The organism is Mediterraneibacter gnavus ATCC 29149 (genome assembly GCF_008121495.1).
GTDB lineage: Bacteria > Bacillota > Clostridia > Lachnospirales > Lachnospiraceae > Mediterraneibacter > Mediterraneibacter gnavus.
The window spans coordinates 363,353-382,109 of sequence record NZ_CP043051.1; the positions used below are offsets into that span (position 1 = coordinate 363,353).

At 49.5% G+C, this 18,757-nt stretch carries 29 protein-coding genes; all 29 read right to left on the reverse strand.

The annotated features are described in order from the left end of the window. Positions 1-135: 135 nt before the first annotated feature. On the reverse strand, positions 136-474 hold the full coding sequence (locus FXV78_RS01715; RefSeq protein WP_004840222.1) for a hypothetical protein: 339 nt from the start codon (positions 472-474) through the stop codon (positions 136-138). A 17-nt stretch (positions 475-491) separates the two neighbouring features. Further along, a complete protein-coding gene (locus FXV78_RS01720) occupies positions 492-1,016 on the reverse strand; it encodes a phage major tail tube protein (RefSeq protein ID WP_004840221.1) in 525 nt (174 codons plus the stop codon). 2 nt (positions 1,017-1,018) lie between these two features. Further along, entirely contained in the window at positions 1,019-2,467 is a 1,449-nt protein-coding gene (locus FXV78_RS01725; RefSeq protein WP_004840220.1) for a phage tail sheath family protein, read from the reverse strand. Positions 2,468-2,470: 3 nt separating this feature from the next. After that, the gene (locus FXV78_RS01730; RefSeq protein ID WP_004840219.1) at positions 2,471-2,779 is read right to left on the reverse strand and encodes a hypothetical protein; all 309 of its coding nucleotides are present in this window, start codon (positions 2,777-2,779) and stop codon (positions 2,471-2,473) included. After that, entirely contained in the window at positions 2,754-3,251 is a 498-nt protein-coding gene (locus FXV78_RS01735) for a hypothetical protein (protein ID WP_004840218.1), read from the reverse strand. Before FXV78_RS01735 ends, FXV78_RS01730 begins: the two co-directional genes overlap by 26 nt. 3 nt (positions 3,252-3,254) lie before the next feature. Next, on the reverse strand, positions 3,255-3,821 hold the full coding sequence (locus FXV78_RS01740; protein ID WP_004840217.1) for a phage tail protein: 567 nt from the start codon (positions 3,819-3,821) through the stop codon (positions 3,255-3,257). Next, positions 3,818-4,141, reverse strand: coding sequence for a hypothetical protein (locus FXV78_RS01745; protein ID WP_004840216.1), 324 nt, complete (start codon positions 4,139-4,141; stop codon positions 3,818-3,820). Before FXV78_RS01745 ends, FXV78_RS01740 begins: the two co-directional genes overlap by 4 nt. Continuing rightward, a complete protein-coding gene (locus FXV78_RS01750) occupies positions 4,138-4,446 on the reverse strand; it encodes a hypothetical protein (RefSeq protein WP_004840215.1) in 309 nt (102 codons plus the stop codon). The genes FXV78_RS01745 and FXV78_RS01750 overlap by 4 nt, the downstream gene beginning before the upstream one ends. After that, positions 4,443-4,772, reverse strand: a complete 330-nt coding sequence (locus FXV78_RS01755; protein ID WP_004840214.1) for a DUF2190 family protein — start codon at positions 4,770-4,772, stop codon at positions 4,443-4,445. The genes FXV78_RS01750 and FXV78_RS01755 overlap by 4 nt, the downstream gene beginning before the upstream one ends. Positions 4,773-4,791: 19 nt before the next feature. Continuing rightward, positions 4,792-6,363 (reverse strand): phage major capsid protein, encoded by a 1,572-nt coding sequence (locus tag FXV78_RS01760; RefSeq protein ID WP_004840213.1) that lies wholly within the window; start codon positions 6,361-6,363, stop codon positions 4,792-4,794. Next, positions 6,360-7,022, reverse strand: a complete 663-nt coding sequence (locus FXV78_RS01765) for an HK97 family phage prohead protease (RefSeq protein ID WP_233447403.1) — start codon at positions 7,020-7,022, stop codon at positions 6,360-6,362. The genes FXV78_RS01760 and FXV78_RS01765 overlap by 4 nt, the downstream gene beginning before the upstream one ends. Further along, a complete protein-coding gene (locus tag FXV78_RS01770; protein WP_105084790.1) occupies positions 6,943-8,490 on the reverse strand; it encodes a phage portal protein in 1,548 nt (515 codons plus the stop codon). Before FXV78_RS01770 ends, FXV78_RS01765 begins: the two co-directional genes overlap by 80 nt. A 5-nt stretch (positions 8,491-8,495) precedes the next feature. After that, positions 8,496-8,726 (reverse strand): hypothetical protein, encoded by a 231-nt coding sequence (locus tag FXV78_RS01775; protein ID WP_004840210.1) that lies wholly within the window; start codon positions 8,724-8,726, stop codon positions 8,496-8,498. Positions 8,727-8,737: 11 nt separating this feature from the next. Further along, positions 8,738-10,579 carry a terminase gpA endonuclease subunit gene (locus tag FXV78_RS01780; protein ID WP_004840209.1) on the reverse strand — a complete coding sequence of 614 codons (1,842 nt, stop codon included), beginning with the start codon at positions 10,577-10,579 and terminating at the stop codon, positions 8,738-8,740. Positions 10,580-10,593: 14 nt separating this feature from the next. Beyond that, positions 10,594-11,136: a hypothetical protein gene (locus FXV78_RS01785; RefSeq protein WP_004840208.1), complete on the reverse strand. Its 543-nt coding sequence runs from the start codon at positions 11,134-11,136 to the stop codon at positions 10,594-10,596. Beyond that, positions 11,127-11,366: a hypothetical protein gene (locus FXV78_RS01790; protein WP_004840207.1), complete on the reverse strand. Its 240-nt coding sequence runs from the start codon at positions 11,364-11,366 to the stop codon at positions 11,127-11,129. Before FXV78_RS01790 ends, FXV78_RS01785 begins: the two co-directional genes overlap by 10 nt. A gap of 115 nt (positions 11,367-11,481) precedes the next feature. Then, entirely contained in the window at positions 11,482-11,769 is a 288-nt protein-coding gene (locus FXV78_RS01795) for a hypothetical protein (RefSeq protein WP_131588770.1), read from the reverse strand. Positions 11,770-11,877: 108 nt separating this feature from the next. Beyond that, the gene (locus FXV78_RS01800) at positions 11,878-12,543 is read right to left on the reverse strand and encodes a hypothetical protein (RefSeq protein ID WP_004840205.1); all 666 of its coding nucleotides are present in this window, start codon (positions 12,541-12,543) and stop codon (positions 11,878-11,880) included. Positions 12,544-12,548: 5 nt separating this feature from the next. Then, positions 12,549-12,800 (reverse strand): hypothetical protein, encoded by a 252-nt coding sequence (locus FXV78_RS01805; RefSeq protein WP_131588769.1) that lies wholly within the window; start codon positions 12,798-12,800, stop codon positions 12,549-12,551. Positions 12,801-12,892: 92 nt separating this feature from the next. After that, positions 12,893-13,558: a DUF2226 domain-containing protein gene (locus FXV78_RS01810; protein ID WP_004840203.1), complete on the reverse strand. Its 666-nt coding sequence runs from the start codon at positions 13,556-13,558 to the stop codon at positions 12,893-12,895. Between the two features lie 23 nt (positions 13,559-13,581). Then, on the reverse strand, positions 13,582-14,010 hold the full coding sequence (locus FXV78_RS01815; RefSeq protein WP_039959137.1) for a single-stranded DNA-binding protein: 429 nt from the start codon (positions 14,008-14,010) through the stop codon (positions 13,582-13,584). Then, positions 14,010-14,195 carry a hypothetical protein gene (locus FXV78_RS01820; protein ID WP_004840201.1) on the reverse strand — a complete coding sequence of 62 codons (186 nt, stop codon included), beginning with the start codon at positions 14,193-14,195 and terminating at the stop codon, positions 14,010-14,012. Before FXV78_RS01820 ends, FXV78_RS01815 begins: the two co-directional genes overlap by 1 nt. Before the next feature lies 1 nt (position 14,196). Then, entirely contained in the window at positions 14,197-14,805 is a 609-nt protein-coding gene (locus FXV78_RS01825; protein ID WP_004840200.1) for a type II toxin-antitoxin system PemK/MazF family toxin, read from the reverse strand. 14 nt (positions 14,806-14,819) lie between these two features. Continuing rightward, complete coding sequence (locus FXV78_RS01830; RefSeq protein WP_105084791.1) at positions 14,820-15,056, reverse strand: hypothetical protein; 237 nt, start codon at positions 15,054-15,056, stop codon at positions 14,820-14,822. Further along, positions 15,037-15,651, reverse strand: coding sequence for a DUF551 domain-containing protein (locus FXV78_RS01835; RefSeq protein ID WP_004840198.1), 615 nt, complete (start codon positions 15,649-15,651; stop codon positions 15,037-15,039). The genes FXV78_RS01830 and FXV78_RS01835 overlap by 20 nt, the downstream gene beginning before the upstream one ends. A 10-nt stretch (positions 15,652-15,661) precedes the next feature. Beyond that, positions 15,662-17,071, reverse strand: a complete 1,410-nt coding sequence (locus FXV78_RS01840) for a ParB/RepB/Spo0J family partition protein (protein WP_004840197.1) — start codon at positions 17,069-17,071, stop codon at positions 15,662-15,664. 67 nt (positions 17,072-17,138) lie between these two features. Then, a complete protein-coding gene (locus FXV78_RS01845) occupies positions 17,139-17,507 on the reverse strand; it encodes a hypothetical protein (RefSeq protein WP_004840196.1) in 369 nt (122 codons plus the stop codon). Beyond that, positions 17,485-17,766, reverse strand: a complete 282-nt coding sequence (locus FXV78_RS01850) for a hypothetical protein (protein ID WP_004840195.1) — start codon at positions 17,764-17,766, stop codon at positions 17,485-17,487. Before FXV78_RS01850 ends, FXV78_RS01845 begins: the two co-directional genes overlap by 23 nt. 3 nt (positions 17,767-17,769) lie before the next feature. Next, on the reverse strand, positions 17,770-18,549 hold the full coding sequence (locus FXV78_RS01855; RefSeq protein ID WP_039959135.1) for a ParA family protein: 780 nt from the start codon (positions 18,547-18,549) through the stop codon (positions 17,770-17,772). Positions 18,550-18,757: the final 208 nt, after the last annotated feature.

Below are 18,757 nucleotides of genomic sequence, written 5' to 3' on the forward strand. Positions count from 1 at the left end.
GGCTCACCTCCTTCATGTCATCGCACAAGTCCAAAAGGTCAAAAAAAGACAGGTCCAGAAAATAATCCAGACCTGTCTTCAGGTTCATTGACAAGACAAGGCATAACTTTCGGAGTTCCGACAGTTCGTCGATTCTTATTCCTCTCCGAAGAAAAAACTTGTGACTCTGTTTTTGACTTTGATTGCATCTCTCGGTGCAAGCTGCTTGTAAAACTCGATCGGGTAATCCGTTGCGGATGCTGCGATGACGAGTGTGTATTCCAGATTCGTCTCCGGCAGCACGGTCACGTTGCCGGAAGTGTTCAGGACCTTGTTCGCCTTAATCATATCGTTTGCGGTCAGGTTTTCCAGACCAGAGAAATCAATCTCGGACACCTTCGCGCCCTCAAAATCATATACCTTTGACAGTTTCATCTTGCTTTCCTCTGCCTGTACTGCTGCCTGCTCTACTGCTTCGTTTTTAACTTCACTCATGATCTTTTATCCTCCTTTTATACCTGACTTCTGATTTTCGCCAGCATATCCTTTCCATTCAGCACGAACTTAAAGTTCAGCTTGTCGAGTTCCAGTGTGGTCTTGTTGTTGATCTGAATCTTGATGTACAGAACTTCCAGTTCGACCTCCGGTTCCATCTTCTTGCCCTTTGTGGCTTTTCCGAGGTTTGTGTTCGTTGCCTTACCTCTCACAACGATCTTGACCGGATAATAGCCAGTTGCTCCGGTTGTCGGGTCCATGCACTGCATAGATGCCCGGAGAGTCAACTGCGGCGGAGTCGTTGTGTCGATGATGCTGAACATATCCTCATAGAGTACAGAGAACGGAATCTTGATCTTGATTGATGCGAACTGGCCAGTGACTGCATCCTCAATCTCTCCGAGCACTCCTGCTCCTTCGAGTGTGTCTGTCAGTGCTTCCAGTTCTCCCAGTTCAATCTCACCGGAAATTCCGATCAGCTTCTTCGCTTTGTCGTTGTACACGTTGTAATGGTTTAATACTTCAGGAATAACAATACCCATGATTATTCACCTCCTCCTGATAATGCGTTCTTTAACATATCCGTGTCATAGGACAGGATGTTGTCAATCTCCTGTGCAGGTGTATATGGTGCGATGCGCTGTCTGAATGTGATCTTTCCTGCCAATGTGTCCGTGATCGGGTTATCACTTGCGAGATACTGCATCTCTGCTCCGGCCCATTTATCCGGTGCATATGCCGCGCATCTGATATTCTCTGAATCAATGATGCTTTCGATCAGCACATGGTTCATCGGGTCATCGACCTTCTCGAAATAGGTCTGAATGAAATTGTTGCCGTGCCAGTTAAACATTCTTCTGACTGCGAGCCAGATGTCTTTTGCATCTCCACTGGAAGGAAATGCACCTGTGTAGTTGCCCCACAGCTTCCATCCATTCATGTTGATTGCTGTTGCTACTCCATAGGTGTTCACTGTGCTTCCCTGATCCTGATCGAGAGTCACTTCTGTTCCGTCTGCCAGACAGGTTCCTGTCACTCCGAGCATTTCATTCGACGGAGACAGGGACGGCACATCGTCATTGCTTGCATCGGTGTATGCGATCAGTGCTGCAACTACGGCAGACATTGCGAACACATAATCTCCAACCTTTACGCACGGCCATGTCGGATAACAGAACGCAGAAGTGAATCCGCTGTCCTCTTTTGTCTTCTTGCAGTCCGTGTATTTTGTTGCCTTCGTTGTGTCCAGATCGACCAGTGCAACTGCCTTGAACACTCCGTTGATGTTCGCCGCCTTTGCGGACATTGCGATTCCGACTTCTGGAATCTGTGACCATCCCGGAGCAGCAATCAATCCCGGAACAACTCCGAGTTTTGGATATACCTGTCTTACTACTTCCAGACCGCTTTCTTTTCCTGTGGATGCGTTATACGCTCCAATGATGTCCGCCTTTGTAATCATGGACGGGTCAAGCACATTTCCTGATACTGTGATAGATGTTGCGGATGCTCCCTTTCCTCCTTCAATCAGATTGACGATCAGGCTTCCGTCAGTGTCGAACTCTGTTGTATAGTCAGTTCCTGCTGTCAGTGTTGCTGATGCAGCTTTCACAACCAGTCCTTTCAGGATGATTCCCTTCGTGCTGATCTTCGCCTGCATCTGGCTCACTGTTGCAGTTGTTTCCGTCAGTGCTTTCTTGTGTTTTGTTGGGTCAAGTACGTTGATATAGACCGCAGGTGACACCTGATAGATGTTATTTGTCGCATACATCATCTGACACAAGGTATAGTTTGCAAAGTCATCCACATATCCCAGTGCGGCCATCGCCTCTGCTGCCGAGTTTGCGAGAATCGGTGTGTTGATTACATCTTCCGGGTTCTGCACCATATTGACCGGAGCAGTTCCCACAACGACCGGAATTGAACAGGAACCAGTGATCGGCGCGGTCAGCGCAGTTGCTTCTTCCTGCACAAAAACTCCATGTTTGCTCATTGTTTATTTTCCTCCTTCTGTTTTATATTCCAGTGCCTTTCTGAACGCACTGAAGATATATCCTTTTCTTTCACGCAGCATCTTCTCTGCAATCGGATATTTGATGACCGGAATGAACAGGTTTCTCATTTCCGGTACGTCTTTGCAGGCTTCTTTTGCTGCTTCAGGAATCTCTGTGTATACTCTGTTCTGGATTCCGATGCCCGGAATCGTAGGTCCCACATACATCAGATTTTCCTGTTTCACCTCTTCGGCTGCTGCCTGTGTTTCAGTCTCTTTTACTGCTTCAGCAGTATCTGTCTTCCTCGGCATAATGCTTCGGTTCCCTCCTTCCTATCTTCGGCACATTGAATGAGATCGCAACTCCTCCGAAGTAGAACGGATATGTGTCTTCGTCCTGAACGGCCCATTCGATGTCCTGCTCCGCTCTGAACTTCTGGTTCAGAAGAGGCTCTGCTGCAAATCTGTCCACCACATCCTGAATCATATTCATGATGTGTCTGTGACCGATATTCTTCTTTGAGTGATCGCATATCCCGAAGTGAATCTCTGTTGCAACCACCCACGGACTATCATCGTCCGCAGTTTTTCCTGTTTCTAATTTCACGAGAGCGTATGGAAAGAACTGCGATTCATCTTCTTCATCATCCGTCACGACTGGAAGGTTCTGTTCATACACATTCACCCCTGTCACGGTTTCCCCTGACGTATTCTCTGTCGTGATTCCCTGAAAAAGTTTCTTCACTTCTTCCACGAGGTCCCTCTGAAGTTCTGCTGCTGTCATGGCTTACCCCACAATCTTCTTGATCTCTGCTTCGAGGTTTTTGCGAAGGTCTGACTGTATCGGCTCTTTGAGTGCTCCTGCCATTCCTCTCTCGCCCTGATATATTTTTTCAACCATTTTCGGGACAGAGTTTGAATGAAACACTTTGACCGGGAGCCTGTCTTTTCCTTCTCTCTGCATCACCAGTCCGTTGCGCTTGAACGCTTTTCCACCTTGCGAACTGACCAGTTGCTTTAGACCACCGTTCACGATGTCTGCTGCCGCGGCTGCTCCGCCTTTTTTCGGTCTGCCTGCCCGGTTCTTAAATCGTATGAGTGTCAGAGGCTTTCCATCCGCATCCACCGATGCCGTGAGGTTTCCTGTTGACGCATTTTTGATCTTCATGTGACTATTGAATCCGACCTGCTTTACGGTATAGGCTCCTTTTGCGCTCTGTGCGATGCGTTTCCTTGCCTGCCTTGCAGTCTTGTTCACGGCATTCTTGAATACCTGTGGGGCCTTGCTCTTCATGTCTCCCAGTTTCTTCTCAACCAGTTCCAGTTCTGCCCTGTTTACCTCATAGGTAATCATCCTCTGTTCGCCTCCAACGTGATCGAATAGATTCCATCTTCAGCAATCGCATCGGCCACTCTGTATGATCTCTTGTCCAGACTCACGGCTGTTCCCTGCTTCGGGAGCGGTCCATAATCTTCCGCAGATACATACATGAGCACCTGTTTGACGTATATTCCGTCCATGTGCTGACTGTATCTCTTCTCTCGTTCAATCTGCTCGTTGTTGTCGATCTGCACTGCCATCGGCTTTCCGTTGACTGTGTGTATCTCCGAGAACTCATCCACGTTCAAAAAAGTCTGCTGCACATCCCTCTTTATGATGTCTTTGAAGGTCATGCTTTCTTCTTTCTCGTTGTGGTTCTTGTCGGTTTCTTCGCAGGAGCGGTTTTTCTTTCCGGTGTCTCTGGAATACGTCCGATCAGTCCATCAGTGCCTGCATCGCTCATTCCCGGCATACCTGCAACGGCTGTCACCGGAATTGCCTGCGCTGCCTGTGGTTCTGGCTCGTCTTCCTTCCACATTGCAGTTCCTGCTTTGAGCCACAATTCTGTCATTTCCTGATCGTTCACCGGAAGGCTTTCGCCTGTACTATACTGATGTGCGTGGTACAGTACAGGGCGAAGCGCAATCAGTTCTCTCATGCGTTGATATTGACGAGCACTGATGTTTCTGCTGCCTTTGCCGCTTCTGTTGCGAATCCGGCCGCAGTATTTCCTGATGCAGTTGTTGTCATCTTGCCTGCCGCAGTGACATATACCTCTGCCCCTGCCGTGATCTCGCTGTCATCTTTCTCGAATCGGAACACACCTTTCACATGAAGGCTTCCAGTCTCTCCCGGCTGGATTGTCATGCCTGCCACACCGACTCTCTTTCCGAGAACGATCACGGAATTTGCTTCGATTGCACTGCTTCCTGTGTTCTTGTAGTCAATAGACTCTCCGCGCTGCCAGTATTCTGCTTTACTCATTGCGTTTGCCTCCCTTCTCTTATGCCAGTTCCAGTTTTGTCTCTACTTTGACACCCGGATTCTTCACCATGCCTCTGTAATCCATGACAGAGATACCCCAGTCAAGGAAGATGTCCCACACGAATCCAAGCTGACCCGGTGCTTCCATACGACGAATGTTCGGGATTTCCTGACCGTTCAGGTAATCAACTTCGATTCCGTCGCAGTCTCCGGCTGCTCCGAATAACCACCACGGCATCACGTTACCCATTCCACCGCAGAGTGCATTGATTGTCGGGTCTTCCACGACCTCGATCTGATCTCTGTACTGGTACAGTGGGTTGACTGCCTGTGTATTGTCTGTGGTGTTGATTGTCGGTGAGTTGAACAGTGTGTACATATCAAACTTCATGCCGGAAGGAACGACGATCTGTGCAGGATTGATGATGATTGCTTCTCCGAACTGATCTTTCTGGTTCGCCAGTGCCATAATCATCGTCTGCATTGCTGCCTGTGTCACTCCTGTTCCTGTCTTCAGGAGGTTCTTGTGGTTTGAGCCGAACAGAGCAGTTCCGTCATAGATTGCCGGGTTATTGACAAGAATCTGGAATACCTGCTTGTTGATGGTCTTTCTCGCTGCTGCTGCGTAACGAGCCGGAAGGGATGTCACCAGAGAAATGTCATCGTCGATGAAGGCTTTTCTGGACAGGGTGAACTGTCTTCCGTATGTCTTCAGTTTTCTCTGCGGCAGCTTGTCATCGGTGAATACATCATGCTTCAGCTCGCCATTCTCCGGCACTTCCAGAAACTCTCCGACCGGGCCTGCAACATAATAATTGTCGTGGGTCTTGAAGTCCGGGAGACTTCCTTTCTTCGTGAATCTGTCGAAGGTGACTGCAACCTTCTTGTGTCCCTCTCTGTATGCTTTCTCGATCGTCTGGTCTAAGATTGCCGGGAACGCTGCCTCTGGATTGTAGAACCCTCTGGACAGGAGAGAATACAGTTCGTCGGAGTTTCTTCTGTTCAGTCCTCTCTCGCTTGTTCCGTCCATCTGAAGACACTCGATTGCAAGATCACGCATATGCATACCGATCATCTGTCTCGCTCCGTCTGCCGGGTTCTCGATCTGAAGACCTGCCTTCAGGAGCAGAGAGTCAACTGCTGCTCTTCTGAACTTGTCCTCTGCGCTGTCTCCGACGCTTACTCCGGTGTGAACTGGTGCGGATGCCTGTCTCATGTGCTCGATGACTGCTGCTCTCACCTGCTCCATTGTTGTTCCGTTGTCGATGAACCCTCTGACCTGCTCATTCATTCCGAAATCGCGGCACATCTCCTCGATCTGTCTGATTCTGGCTCTTTCATTCTCGACTGCGCTTCTTGCTCCGTCTCCGTTGCCTTCTCCGCCTTCGTCTCCATTTCCTTCGCCCTCACCTGCTGCCGCGCCTCTGGAACTTCCCTCGCCGCCTGCTGTGGCTCCTGCTCTGTCGAGTGCTTCGATTGAACGCTGCAAGGTGTCAAACTCCGCTCTCTCTTCTGCTGTCATTGCTCTGCTTTCCGCTCTCGCTGCCTGCAAGATTTCGTTCTGCCGAGCCAGCATCTGTTCTCTTGTCATCTGCTTTTTCCTCCTCTTGCGATGTTTTTGTTATACTGTAACTGCCGAGCATAGGTTTCATTCCATGCTGCCGCCTCATCTGCCGTCATCGAACGGCCTACTCCGACCGTAGGGTCTGCTGGAACGCTCACGATGCTGATTTCATACGGAATCCACCGCTTCGCGATCGAGCACGGACCAGTGAAACGTCCATCCATTGACACCTTGTTCGGTGCTACTTCTTCCCAGTCCTCTACCATGTAGCCGACGGACACTCCTTTCAGAGTCCCGGACTTCACTTTCTGATAGATGACTTCGGATTCTGCGTCAGAGTCAAACGTGATCTCTGCATAACCTCTCTGATCTTCAATCCATGCTTTGTTGATTTTCCCGATAACCTTGTCTCTCTTGTGGTTATAGAGAACAACGCCGATTGAATTGAGTCTTGTCAGGTCCGCACATTCCCTTGTGTGGTCCAGAATCTCCTGTCCGAACCAGCGTGTATATGGTGCTTCCGAAGAGAACGAGAGCACGAATGTTCTTTCGTTCCCTTCACCCTCGACTGCTCTGATCTGGCAGTCCACGAGTGCTCTGATGCCTTTATTTCTTTCCTGCTTCTGCTCCGGTTCCTCCCTCGACAGGGGTCTTCTCTTCGCTTCCGCCATCTGTGCCATTGTCATTCTGGCCTGTGCTGTTTTCTTCTTTCTTCTGCACTTTGCCACCGAAAACCACACCTCCTAAATCAATTCCTTTCTTCTGTCCATATTTCAGAACTTCCGCCATATCGTCGATCTGTGTCTGCCAGTCTCGACCGTTCTCTGCCGCAATCTGTTTGAACGTCTTCTGCCCGGTCTGCATCGCCGTCTTTGTTGCATTTGACTCTTTCACCGGGTCAATCCATTTCTTCGGCTGTTTAATCCATTCGTGTTGCAGATACTCCTCTTTTCTTTCCCAAAAGTCTGCAATATCCACCTTTCCTGCCAACACGCAGGAGATCACGAAGGTTTCGTATATCTCATCCAGTACGGCCAGAATCTGTTCTTCCTCTTCTGCGAACGTCAACTCATCCTCAATGGCTCCCTGACGCGCAGATGAATAATTTGTCTCGGACATATCGCGGCTCGTTGCCTCGTATGAAATGCCCTGTCCTGCTCCGACGAGACGCTGTTGCAGCTTCACGAATGAAGTGGCATCTGCTGCCTGTCCTGTCGGGTTTACGACCTGCACCTCATCTCCTGCATTCAGTTCTTTAATCATGCCCGGAGTCAGGGTCTTTCCGTCATAATTCGCCTTGTCCTGCGATGCTCCGACGTTTCTTCCGATGCCAGACACCGGAAGAGCCTTCTTGATGAACACTGACAGGCAGGCGGCAATTCTCTCTTTGACTGATACCGCTGTGATGAACTCATTGACATCTCGAATCCTTGTCACTGTCGGACTCATGTCTGACATCTCTCTGATCTGACTCGGACGTTTCTTCGTGTAGTAGAAGATGACATCCGATGCCTTCAGATACACCGGATTCCCGATTGTATATCCGTCGATCTGGTACTGCCTTATCCAATACCCGACCGGGCGATTGTAGGTATTGTATTCAATGCCGCCGACCACACGATTTCCGTTTTTCTCCGGCATAACGTGCATTGAGTCCAGTTCATCCACTTCGAGCATCTGAAGTGAAAACGGCAGGATTCCGTCTCGTGTGTATCTCTTCACGAACAGGATTCCTCCGTCCACTTTCTTTCTCACGACGGCCATTCGCAGAATCTGGTTCAGGCTCTGCTGTCCTGTCACATCGCAGTTTCTGGCCTTGCACCAGATTTTCCACAATCGTTCTAGTTCCTTGTTGACCACGTTCTTCTTCGTCATTGATCGAAGCTGAAATCCGGTTCCGACAACGTTTCTCTTGTATGCTCCAAGCACGGAGTTCATCACATCAGAGTTCCGTTCAAGGTCCCTTGCTCGTGCTCGCACATACTCTCGGTTCCCTCTGTCGGTTGCCTCTGCCGAATAGTTTGCAACTCTCCACCCGGCATTCAGCCTTGCGTCGTTTCCTGCATCATAGTTCCGCAGTTCGTTTCTCCATGCCACTCTTCGTGCGCCCCATTCAGGAGACACGAATGAGATTGCTGCATCTAACCAGTTCACCGTTCTCACCTCCCATCAAAGAAGGCAACGTATGTATCATCCAGAAGTCCAGATGCCTCCTGCGCGTTCACTTCTGCCTGAAGTTCCTTCTGCATCTGTCGCAGAAGTGACAGGTCTGCTCTGGTCAGTTTTCGGCTTCCGATCTGGTATGACTGGCCTCCGATCAGGACCGTTCGGATTGCTGTGTTGACTTGCTTTAGCAACTCTTCGGTGTTCATTTGTTCCATTTCTTCCATCGACTTTCCTCCTATACCCAGTTTTCATTTGCTTTTATCCACGCTTCTTCAGGAGCATACTGTTTTTCCTCCTGCTGCGGCTGTTCTTGTTCTTCCTCACTGTCCAAGTGCATCGAACGAACTCCTCTGATGTCTGCCGCTGCCAGCGCGTACACTTCTGCGTCGAGGTAATGGTTGTCGATGTGAGAACGCTTCGGAACCCATTTCTGAATCGTTTTCTTGCCCGACTTCGTGTTGATCTTATGCTCCGCAGTCACCTGTTCTGCGTATTCAGTATCGCATCCCTCATATACCATCCATGAGCCTCGACCGTTTGGTTTTTTCATTCTGGCCGCGATCATGTCCTTGTACTTGTCACCATCAACGAGCACCAGATTCATTCCGTGTGCTGCGCTTGTCGGTTTATTGATTTTCGACATCTTGAAATGCGACATCATGGGATTGTTCGAGCCTTTGACTGGCAAGGCCCAGTCTGAATTGTTCGCGCAGAAGTCATATGTTCCGTCCGAATCATATCCAGAGTCAATCAGGCACAAGCACACGACCAGTTTCTGACCGTCTTCTCGCTCATATGCCAGATTCATCACTCTTTCAATGTCCGCAAAAGACATTGCCTGTCCATGCGCGATATTTTGCGATGTGATGTGATCTCCCCATGCTCTTATGGTCCAATACAAGCACGTTTCCTGCACATCGACACCACCAGTCAGCATCCTCGCCCATCCCGGCACTGCAAGTTCTGGCAGATCAGTCTGCCTTTCGGCCACTGTGTCTGCTGTTGTCTTCAGTTTCGTGTCCTCCCACGGCTCCGCCAGCCACGAGTTGACGAAGTTTTGCAGTTTCTCCGGGTCATCTTTTGAGTCAAGGAACTCTTTCACAATCTCCGCCCATGACAGGAATCGTGAATACAGAGCATTGAGCCAGTATGACACCTTTCTCGGCTTTCCGATGCAGGTTCCTTTCACATCTCTCCACTCGCCCTGCCGAAGCATCTTGATCTTGTCCTTGTCGGTGATCTCGCATCCGCACTCCTGGCACACATAGACGGCCTCTTTTGCCCTCTCTGCGTTTGTCATCCCTTCTCCGCTCGGAAAATGAATCTGTTTGAACGCGAACGTGATATACTCTCCGCAGTGCGGACACGGCATGAAATAATGCCTCTGCTCGTCTGCATCTTCGTGAATCTGCCAGACATAGTTCGTCTTCAGCGTCGGTGTTGAGCAAGTGTATATCTTCTTGCTATATGTGAATGTTCTGGTTCTCTCCTTCGCCAGATTGTATGGCGATGCCTCTTTCTTCGATGCACCGTCCATCTTGTCGATCTCATCGAAAAACAGATACTTGATTGACTTTGATGCCAGCTTTCCGGGAGAGCCGGAACCTCGAAGGTATATCTTCATCCCTCGGAACTTCAGGTTCAGTTCCTTCGATGAGTGCTCATAGAATCGCTCCTTGATCTCTGGTGTCTTCGTCAGAGACGGCTTGATTCTGTCGTTTGAGGTGTCCTTCGCCAGATCATCGCTCGGATATACGATCATAGTCGGTGATGGACTGTCCATGATAATCCATCCGAGCATATTGAGCATCGCTTCCGTTCCGCCGACCTGTGTCGGCTTGCAGAAGTTGATCTCCTGAATGTAGGGGTCATTGAACGCATCCATGATTCCGACCAGATACGGAGTGATGTCATTCGACCACTGGCCGGAGAAGTTGCTGGACTCATCCAGTATTCTGTATTTTTCCGCCCACTGTGAAACGGTCAGCTTTTCCGGTTTCTTCAGTGTGGCTTTAATTGTGTTTACAAATAAATTTCTCGTCCGTTGCCGGGAACGCTGTCGTTCAGACGATGACAAACTCTTTCACCCCTTTACTCGCTTTCGTCCTCGTCCTCTTCCTCGTCCATCTCTTCCAGTATCTGTGATGTGGTATCTTTGTCTATTTTCAATGGGTCATACTCTGATAATTCCTCCAATGTTTGAAAAATCTCTCTTTCCAGAATGTCCAGAATGACATTCACATCATCCTCTGACACGATCAGAGGTGCGACCTTCTGCGGAACGGACAAAAGCCTGTTCTTGAAATTCACAAGCATATCCGTCAGAAACTCCTCCACATCGTCTGCCTCATGAAGCTCTCTTTTCAGCTTCCGCAGTTTCAGGATGGAGATTTTCTTCTTGATCTGCTCGTGCTCGGCCTGTTCCTTTTCTTTGTTGTAGCCTGTACCCTGCTGCACTTCCGCTTCCAGCTTGTAATTGATGTATTCAGGGACGCATTTTTCCAAAACATAGTTTTTTTGTTTCTTTTCACTCGACAAACCCTTTGAAAACAAGCCGAACTCGTTCTTTAATTGCCGGACACGACGGTCTGTGATGCCTAAAATGGCGGCGAGTTCTTTCTGATTTACATCCATTTTCTGATTTTCACCTCCATTTCAGCGGCAAAAGAGGAAGGAAGTGCCGTATTTTTTTTGACTTTACAGGCAAAAATACCGGACCTTCCGCGCCCCGCATTCGTGGCCCCCTGCGGAAGTACCTTGCGCCCTGCCGCCATCGTTGCATCAGTCGCAGGACACAAAAACAGGGAGATCACCTCGTCAGTGTCTCCCTGTGCTCTCGCTCTTGTACTATGTGGCGCGGTCACGTTGCTTCGCTCTCACTCGTCCGCTTGTCCATGCTACCATCATAGCACACTTGAATGTCTCATTGTGTCTCGTGTTTCTCTCTGCCCTGCCTGCTCCCTGTCGTGTCTGTCCACTCTACTCCTCCTGTGTGTCCTTGCCGCCCTCTCGTGCCTCCTGCTGCCGCCTCCGTCTCCTCTGCTGTCTCTGCTCTCCTGTCCTTCTGTACTGGCTCTCACTGCCTCCGTGCGCTCCACTGCCTGTCCTCTGCCTCTGACTCCTCTTGTCTGCCCTGCTATGTATGTACTGCTGCCGATGCTCCTGCTCTGATCTCCTGCGTGTCAGAGTCTGACACCTGCAACTGCTCCGGCTCTCTTGTCTGCTCCCTATCTGACTGCCCGATATTTCCAGAAAAGAAAACGGCAACGAATACCCCACCTTATTTTTTCGTGGTTCTCCGCTGCCGTGAGATGGATGTGTTGTGACCTGCTCCATGCAGATGCGATGAAGGCGGCTCCTGCTGCCGTTCGTTCATCATGTCCTTTGTGTCTTCATTCCCTTCTTCTTTCTGCGATCAATTCTGTCCGCATTGCTAACCGCTTTTACTTTCTGATTTTCCTGAAAATATTTTCCAGATTTATTTCCCGACTCAATATCCCCACTTTGTTTTTCAGGGGATTTCTTCAGCATCTTCCATTCCTTGTCCAGTTTCCAGTCCGTGTATGCTTCCTCGTTCTCTTCGATCATGCGCTCGATGCGTCCCTTGTTCAGCAGCATCTCAATCGCCTTGTTGTATCTCTTGTTGCACTGGCTCCGTGACATCGGGATGCTCTCCTGAATATCCTTCCATGGCTTCATGTCGATGTGTCGCAGTTCGCAGATTTCTCTTTCCAGACTATCCTGCGGCAGATAATCCAGAATGTCTATCACGCGAACGATTGCCTTCTCCACTTCTTCCTTCTGCGTGTAGATTCTCTCCTCGATGTCTGACATCTTCAGGATGATGCTTGCTGCTCCATTGCCTTCTCCCGAAGAAGATCGCGGCAGTGGCCTATATCCGACACCGCCAATCGGAGCGTCCCTCTCCTCTGCAATCCTGACCAGCCTCTCGTCAAGTTGCTTCTTTCTCTTCTCTGCCCGGTAAATCTGGCCGAGCATCCATTTCAGAATCTCCGCCTTCTCGTTGTTTGTTGCATCCATCTCTTTTACCTCCTGTTTGCTTCACTCTTTCTTTGCCGCCTTTTCTGACGCTTTTCTTCTTTCCTTGCCTGCATTTCCCTGATTGCCTGAATCTGTTCTTCGTCTGCCCTTTTCTGCTTCTCTGTGTACTCTCTTCTTGTCCTGCCGTCCTTTAGCTGATAATTGAAGTACAGGGTCATCCCGACGATGTACAGTGCCAGTGCTGCGACTGCCAGAAGAATCAGAATGAGCACTCCCCAGCACACTGCTTTTATCACGCTTCTTTTCCTCCTTCCGTTTCTTCTCCCTCTGTTTCTCCTCATGCGTCAGATGCCCGACAGCACAACTCGCCGTCGGGTCTGAATATCCTTCATGATTCTTTCCTGTTCTCACTCCTTCTCCTCCTCTGGTTCCGTTCTGCTCGCAGTAACTGCTGCCGTCTCACCATCGGAATCCCTTTTCGTCTCCGGCCGTTGTTGGTCATAAGTATTTTCATGAGTCTCTGTGCTTTGACGAGTTCAGTTGTGATAATCCTGCTGCTGTCAATGATGTTCTGCTCCAACTGCTCCGCCGTCCATCCGGTTTGCTGTTCCAGTTCCTGAACTGTCATTCCTAGTGCTTCCGCCCATCTCTGAACGAACGGAGTGTCTGACTCTTCTTTCGCCTCTGCTGCAACCTCTGCCTGCAACTCCATTCTTTCGCGTACCTGTTCGGTTGCTTCTTCCAGTGATGCAGATGTCTCTGTTGTGACCTTCAGGATTGCTTCTGCCACTTCTTCGTGTGGCTTCCCTGTCATCTCTGCGATCTGCTTTGAACCTGCCTCGAATCTTTGCAGACGCTCCATTTCTGCCTGTGAGGTGACGATCGGGGCCACGAGTGCCGATTTCTTTTCCATCTCCTCGATTTCCCTGTCCATTTTCTTTGCCCTCTCGATGTCTTCCTCTGTTGCGATCATCGGTGTCAGAACAGGAGTCTCCTCTGTCTTCTTTCCTGTGATTTTCTCTTTAATCCACTTTGCTGCGTCTCTCAATCTCATCTCTTCACCTTCTTTCTCGCCCTTTAGTTGAAAGGCGGTAACTCTTCGCCGTCTGGAATGTTCATGAATCCATCATCACCTGTCATTCCGTACTGATCGTCGTTCCGGTTCTGGTTCTGTTCTGCTGCCGCCTTGCTTTCTGCGAACTCAATGTCACTGACATAGATTTCTGTGGTGTACACCTTTCTTCCTTCCCGGTTCGTGTAGCTTCCTGTTCTGATTTCTCCCTCGACGATCACCTTTGTTCCCTTGTGCGTGTATTTCTCCACAAACTCCGCCTTCTTCCCGAAGGCAACGCACGGAATGAAGTCTGCGTTCTGTTGATTCCCCTGTCTCTGTCCTCTTCTGTCCACGGCGAGCGTAAATCTTCCCACCGCTGTCTGCTCCGGTCCATTTGAATACCGGATTTCCGGGTCCCTTGTCATGCGGCCCATCAAAATTGCTTTGTTCATCATCTTCTCCTTGCTATTTTCTTGAAAAACTCGCTGATGTCATTGATTGCCATTTTCAACACGGTCATAATCGTGACCAGAACGATGATTCCGATCACGATTGCAACTCCTAACATGAACAGGCCAACCACTGCCGACACGCTTGCTCTTGCGATGTCCTCCATCAGTAGTGCCAGCTTGTGCATCTCATTCCCTCCTCTCCATTAGCTTTTTCAGCAGTTGTTCGTGCATTGCTTTATATGCAGAGCACTCCGCCTCTGATCGGATTGTGCTCTCCTGCTGCTTTTTCAGTTCTTCTCGAAGCATCTGGTTCTCTTCGGCCATTTTCTCCGATTCTTCCTTGCTTCTGTCCTTCACGCTGCTCTGAATCTGCTGTTCAGATTTCCGCGAGGCCCCCCCCGATTGATTTTCGGCTCCTGCCAGTTTGATTCCGAGTCCGATCAGGAGTGCAATGTCAATCTGCTCCATTTCCTTCTCTGATGCCTTACCGACGAAGTTGTTGATTCTCTCCACAGACACCGGAGTCGGCTGTTCGCATAATGCCTCTGACTTTCTTCCGGTGCTCCTGATCGTAACGTGCGTCGGAAGGTCTTTCTTCGGTGCTGATGTCAGGAAAACCACTTCGAGCACATCACTGTGCTTGTTGTTCGCATCGCAGGAGACGATCACCGCAGGTCTGTCCTTTTTCATCTCACTTCCGACGTGTTCCTTGCTTGCGTTGTTGATGTAATAGATTTCGCCTCTTCTGTACTGCTGCTCTGTCTCTGTTTCTTTGAATCCGTTTAATAATGCCATGTCAATTCCTCCCTTTAGTTCGTCAGGTTGTTTTTCCCTGACGGAAGCAACAATTTTAACAGTTTCTCTTCCTTCTCGTTCTGCTCTTGTGCGCCTTTAAGCATCGCCGCCATGTAACTGGTTGTCAGTTGCAGTGACAGGCCGATGTCTCCGCCTGTCTGCTTCATAAATTGCTGAAATGCCATGAAGTGCATCTTCACTGCCTGTTCCATTGCTTCCAGCATCTCCTCGTCATTCATTTTCTTCGCCATTGTTTTCCTGCTCCTCTCTGTATGGCTCCGGTAATGGCTGCCATGCGATAATTCTCAAATCTTTCCAACCGCACGAACCATTCACGAACCCTGACCACGCACCTAGCCATGTGTGTCCGATGCCTGCCATCTGGAAGAGTCTCTGATACTCTCCGAATCGGAAATATTCAAACCACACGAGCACATCTTCGTCATTCTCCGGCATCCGATCTTCCGCCCGAATCCATCCGCCTCTGTATTCCGGTGCTGTCTCGATCTCTTTTCCATCTTCTCCGAACCGTTCCTTGCCTATCCGGTTGTACTCATCGAATATCCTCTGGAACTCCTCGTCCCATCTTTCTCCGTGGCCTGCTCCCTCGCCTGCTGCCACATGAGCCAGTTCATGTGCGAATATCTCCGTCGCGTCCATGATGTTCAGTTCTGCGCTGATTGCGATGACTGGTGTCTCTCCTTTGTTGAACTGCGTGAACCCGAACACTTGGTTTCCTTCATCGTCTTTTATGCTCGGTTCAATGCAGGCTTTGTATTTCTTGTCTGGATAGAGACTCCGAAAAGCCTCATCCAGAATCGCGAATGGTGAATTTATAAAAATCATGTTTTCCTCCTTATGCTCCGTACTGCATAGCAGGCTGATCTGCATACTCTGCTGCATCTGCTCCTGCCTCTTTCAGAATCTCCTGCTGCCGGATGCCTACGACACAATATCCGTCTTCCAGTGCTGATGATGTTCCTGCATCGTCCATGCAGACGATTTCCAGTGCCAGTTCTCTTCCGGTTGCTCTGCCCTGCATAAATTCAAGCGCGCTCACGATCATTCCGGTTCTGATCTTGTCATTTTTCAGAATCAGGTATGGTCTTCTTCCAGCGATCACATCCTCGAAGGTGTCCGTGGAGAGTCTGATGTACTCCTTTTCCTCCCTGCTATCAGATGGGAGATTGTTCATCTTCTCTTCCTGCTCCTGCTCGCGCAGCTTTCTGGCTGTTTCTCTGTCGATAGCTGCCTGCTCCTCATCGTACCTCTGCTCGTCTGTTTTCTCCGCCTCTGCCTTGTTGACATACTGATCGCAGTTCTCGCAGGTTCCTGTCTTCACGTTACAATCTGCGTATCTCTTGCATGAGTAGCACAATGATGTGATGCTCTCTGGATGCGCCTGCTCCCACTCTTCCTCATGCTCCTGTTCTTCTTCCTGATCGGACTCTTCTTCGTCCTCCGGTTCCTCATAGTCCTTCGGATATTCCATCTGTCCCGGTAACGTGTCAGACTCTGACATCTCTTCCGGTTCTGTCCGCTTCGCTTCTCTGACCTCTTTCCATGTCGGGGCCTCACCCTCTTCATGTGCCTTCAGCATCTCCTCCTGATCTTCTTTCGGCATTCCAGAGAGTTCATATGCAGCAGAGAACGTCAGCTTGCCTTCTTTCAACTGCTCCACGAACTCCGGCAACAAATTGCTGTTGATTCCATCAATCTGTGCCACCTTCGTTCCTGACAGTTTCATAATGTTCGCCACAACATCTCTGATCTTCTTTCCATCCAGTTTCATTCCCTGAAGTGTCAGTCCGTGCTCTTTCATGTACTGCAAGGACTCTTTCAGCTTCTGTGCTTCTTCAAGCTGATCTTTGATGTTCTTCGTTCTGTATGAGTTCGCAACGATGATCTGCACCATCTCCTCGTGTTCTTCGGCAGGTGTCAGAATCTGACACGTTGCCACCTCGAACTCTGAATACCCTTTTTCGAGCAGAAGGTTCAATGCTCTCCATCTCATTTCACCAGAGATGATTCTGTACTCTCCTTTCTCGCAAGGGTCATATGTAACTGCCATATTCTCAATCAGTCCCACGGCGAGAATGAGGTTCGACAACTCCTCAATATCCTGTCTGGAATAAAAGTTCATGTCATTGCTGTACATCTTTTTCACGCTGATGTCTCTGGTTCTGAACCGTGCCTTCGGTCTTTCTTCTGCTGCCGCTTTGCTGTTCCGGTTGATTGCGTCCATGACGCTCCATCCTGCTGCCATCACTTATCCTCCTTCGTCTCTGTATCTGATGACTTATTCACAATATCCACATTTTCTGCCGGGATAACTACTCTTTCAGTACCACCTGAATCTGTTTCAGCTCCTTCATACTTGCTTTCGCAATGTCCAGATGCTCGTCCGATGCTTCCTCGTCGATGTATTCCTGAATCAGTTCTTTCAGTTCCTCCGGGTCAATCACGATCTTCAGGTGCTTCACCATTGCTTCTCTGACCAGCTTTGAGCACTGCTTGTCTGTCAGGTTCCTGTCGTTGTCAATCTCCTTCAGTGCTTTGTCATATGCTTCTGTATCGAATCCGTAGCAATTCATCAGTTTCTTTACAAACCAATCGCTCCGTTTCTTCTCCGTCTCTGCTTCTTCCGCCTTCGCTCTTAACTCATCCAGCGTGTCCAGACTAATCGTTGCCGTTCCTTCCATGCCGTCTGCCTCCTTTCTGCTGTTGCTTGATTCTTCGTCTGATCTTGTTCTTCCATTTCTTCCTTGTCCGTTTCTTTCTTGCGTGTCTTGCGAGGTTTCTCCATTTCTTCGGGATGTCATCCTCTTCTGCCGCTCTATACAGGCCAAGAGGGAGCACCATCGGAGGCCAGCGGTCCGCATAGGCCAGACCGCCGTTCACCATCATTCCTGGCATTCCTGCCATGCTGCCTCCTCCGCTGAACCATCCTCCGAACATCATCCTTTATCCCTCCATGTCTTTCAGCAACTCTTCTGCTACTTCTCTGTAATCCTTTGCGACGATTCCGCTCTTTGAGAACTTCGGCAGAGGTACGCGCTCCATTGTTGCCTTCTCTGCCACGATCGAGCGTCTGATTGCCGTCTGGAAGCAATCCTGACCGGATGACGCTTTCAACCACTCCTCAACCTGAAGACTTGTCATGTTCTTCTGACGCATCGTCATGAGCAGCTTCATCCTGATGTCTGGATTGAATCCTCGCAGGTCTTCCAACTGCTCCTCCATGTTCACGATCGCCTCGATCTCGAACCCTCCGACCTTCACCGGAAGAATCACGAGGTCTGCTGCCACCAGAACATTCGTCACTGTCATGTCCATCAGGAGTCCGCAGTCTACGATGCAATAATCGTATCTGTCCTGAATCTCCTCCATCGCCATCTTGAAGCGGAGAATCTGGTTGTCCTGTTCCAAGAGGAGCAGCGTCATGTTCGTTCTCATCAGGAATCCGTTCGCCGGAATGATGCTGATGTTCTGGTATGGTGTCTCGTCAATCAACTGCTCTGTGCTATATGTACCACCGATCGCCCGGTGCTTTTCTAATAACTCCGACATTCCGATGCCCTGCGGCTCGAATCTGCCGTACAACATTGAGATGTTCCCCTGCTGATCTGCGTCAGCAATGAGCACTCTCTTTCCGTGTTCTACTCCGAGGATGTATGCCAGCGATGATGCTGTCATCGTCTTTCCGACTCCGCCCTTCTGTGTCATAACTGCAATAATTTTCATGATGTGTGTCCTCCTGTTATCAATTTCAATTTTCTTCGCAAGCATTCTGCGTGTTCATTCGTCACGATATACTCTCCGCACTCCTGCCTCCACATATCTTTGTGTCTTGTGTCTCCGTCGTACCATCTGCACTCATCGCAGACGAAGCAAGGTTCTTTTGCTTCTCCGGTACAGTTGTCTATCGTTTCCACGTTGTTCGCACAATGGT